Raw genomic sequence first — 2211 nt, 5'->3', positions numbered from 1 at the left:
CGGGTACAAGCGAGCCGCACGAATAGAGAGCTTCCATGAACCTTCCCATCCCTGACGCAACAGACAGCGATGACGCCCAAGACCGCGCGCGCATCAGCACCGCGCTGACGTTCCTCCGATCGCCCTGCGACGGTGGCGCCCTCGACTGGGACGAACAGGAGACGGGGCTCGTGGACGGACGCGGCAACCGCTTCGCGGTGGTGGTGGCTTGCCGGTCTTGATCCCGGACCTGGTTCATGGGCTCAGGAACCACAACGACGTGTCGCGCCAGCACGGGGTCGTTCCCTCGGCCTTCGAGAGCACGCACGCGTGTCTCTCCGCACTCGCGAGCGCCCCCCTGCAGTGCTTCTTCCTGGGATTCCGCTTCATCGTGCACGGCGCGCGCGCCGTCTCCGTGGTGGCGCCCCCAGACCTTGTGGCAGGATCGCTCTACAGCGATGACGGGCGCGTGCTGCTGGTCACCGGCGACGGCGTGCTCGAGATCGAATCGATGGAGTTCCTCAGGGTGAGCACGCCGCTGCGCACCTGGGCCGATATGTGCGACGCCCTGACGGTGCGCCCGCCGTACCTGATCACGGTGACCAGCTACGAGAGCCTCGTGTTCTCGAACTACTTCGAGCTGCTGTTGCATCTGAGGAAGAGCGCCGTACACCGGATCGTCGACGGCAGGGTGGGACACGCGCGGCCTCCCTCCTTCGACGATGACGACGACAGCGACCGCGGCTCCTGGTGCCCCGATGCGCTCACCGAACCGAACATCGCCTTCATGACAGACCTGATGACCACGTATGCGCTCGACACCACCCACGAGGCGGTTCTCGACATCGGTTGCGGAAACGGCTTTCTCGCCTCCGCGATGGAGCGCGCCGGCGCGCGCCACCCCATCGGAACCGACCTGCGCATCTTCGGCGCCTCGTTCTATCGCCGGATGAATCCACACGACCAGTACACGGTGCTCGCCGTGGCAGACATGTTCCACTGGTGCTATGCACCGAAGCGATACGCGCTCATCGCGCTGCGCAACAACTCGGCGCTGGCCAAGACCCGGCTCCTCGACGCGCGCTTCTCGAAGCTGTTCGCAGACATCGCCGCGTCACTGTGCGATGGGGGGCTGCTCTACGGCACCGTGCTGACAAACGACAGCGGCGTGTTCCGTGAGCTGGGCTTCTCCAATCTGCCCGCCCAGACGTTTCTGACAACGATGCGAGAAAGCGGCCTGGTTGCGTTCCGACTCGTGCGACTGGGCAGCGCATTCGGCTTTCTCGCCGGTCGGGCAGAAGACGCCGCGCGGTTGAAGGACCGCTGCCGCGCGCATGCCCACGCGAAACGACGCCACCTCTTCACGGCGTATGAGGCGCAGCGCTTCGACCTTCTTCCTCGAGACGAAGGCAAGGTCTTGCCCGGGTTCTTCCTCGTCCTCGCAGACCTCGTGTCGGAAGTCGCCCTTGAGATCTACAGCGGCCAGTACAGCGGCGTGGCCTTCGAAGGGCTTGGCATGCTGTCGTACTGCTGCTGGCGTATCTTGAGCAACTGCTATCCGGACATTCGCATACACGGATTCATCTCGGAGCGCGAGCGTCCACCAAAGCCGCCCTTCCTGGAGGTGCTGACCGATGCGCAGGCCCGCAACTACTGGTCTGACGCGCTGCGCGTACTCACCGACATGGAGGCCTGTCGACGCCTCGCAGACGCCATTCCGCAACCGGATCTTGCGGCGCTGCGCCTGTTCGACGCCCCCCCCCGTCCTCGACCGCGGGCGACTTTCACCTCGTCTCCGGCGATCAAGATCTCACCCTGCCGCCTGAGTTTGCGCAGGCCTACCTCGATGGCTGCCTGCACCTTCTCGGCGGCGAGACCGCCGGCGCGGCAACGCACTTCGAGTTCGAGAAGCGCTTCGACGTGACGTTTCCGTACGGATTCGGCTGACCCGCATCTCCGATGGAATCCAGGCACCGGCCTGAACAGGAGTTTCCCTTTGCTTCGAGAAGCAGGCCGCCACAAAATCCTGACTTCTGGAGAGAAGACATGAAACGTATTCTTCTTGCGCTCATGGTCGCCCTGGTGTTCACCCAGTCTGCCTGGGCCCGCACCTTCGCCGACGTGACCCTCCCTGACACCGCCTCCGTGGGCGGCAAGACCCTCAACCTCAACGGCATCGCGCTCCGAAGCAAGTTCGGCTTCAGCGTCTATGTGGCCGGCCTGTACCTTGCC

The 2211-nt window shown here is 64.6% G+C and carries 3 protein-coding genes; all 3 read left to right on the top strand.

Annotated features, from left to right (window positions below; translation table 11 throughout):
• Nucleotides 1-35 precede the first annotated feature (35 nt).
• Nucleotides 36-221 (top strand): hypothetical protein, encoded by a 186-nt coding sequence (locus tag EB084_24120; GenBank protein ID NDD31350.1) that lies wholly within the window; start codon nucleotides 36-38, stop codon nucleotides 219-221.
• Nucleotides 222-259: 38 nt separating this feature from the next.
• Entirely contained in the window at nucleotides 260-1903 is a 1644-nt protein-coding gene (locus tag EB084_24115; protein ID NDD31349.1) for a hypothetical protein, read from the top strand.
• 122 nt (nucleotides 1904-2025) lie between these two features.
• The coding region (locus EB084_24110) for a hypothetical protein (GenBank protein NDD31348.1) at nucleotides 2026-2211 on the top strand (186 nt) is incomplete at its 3' end.

Source organism: Pseudomonadota bacterium, from assembly GCA_010028905.1.
Lineage (GTDB): Bacteria > Vulcanimicrobiota > Xenobia > RGZZ01 > RGZZ01 > RGZZ01.
Note: the sequence above shows the minus strand (reverse complement) of the source record. Positions and strands in the feature narration are given on the sequence as shown.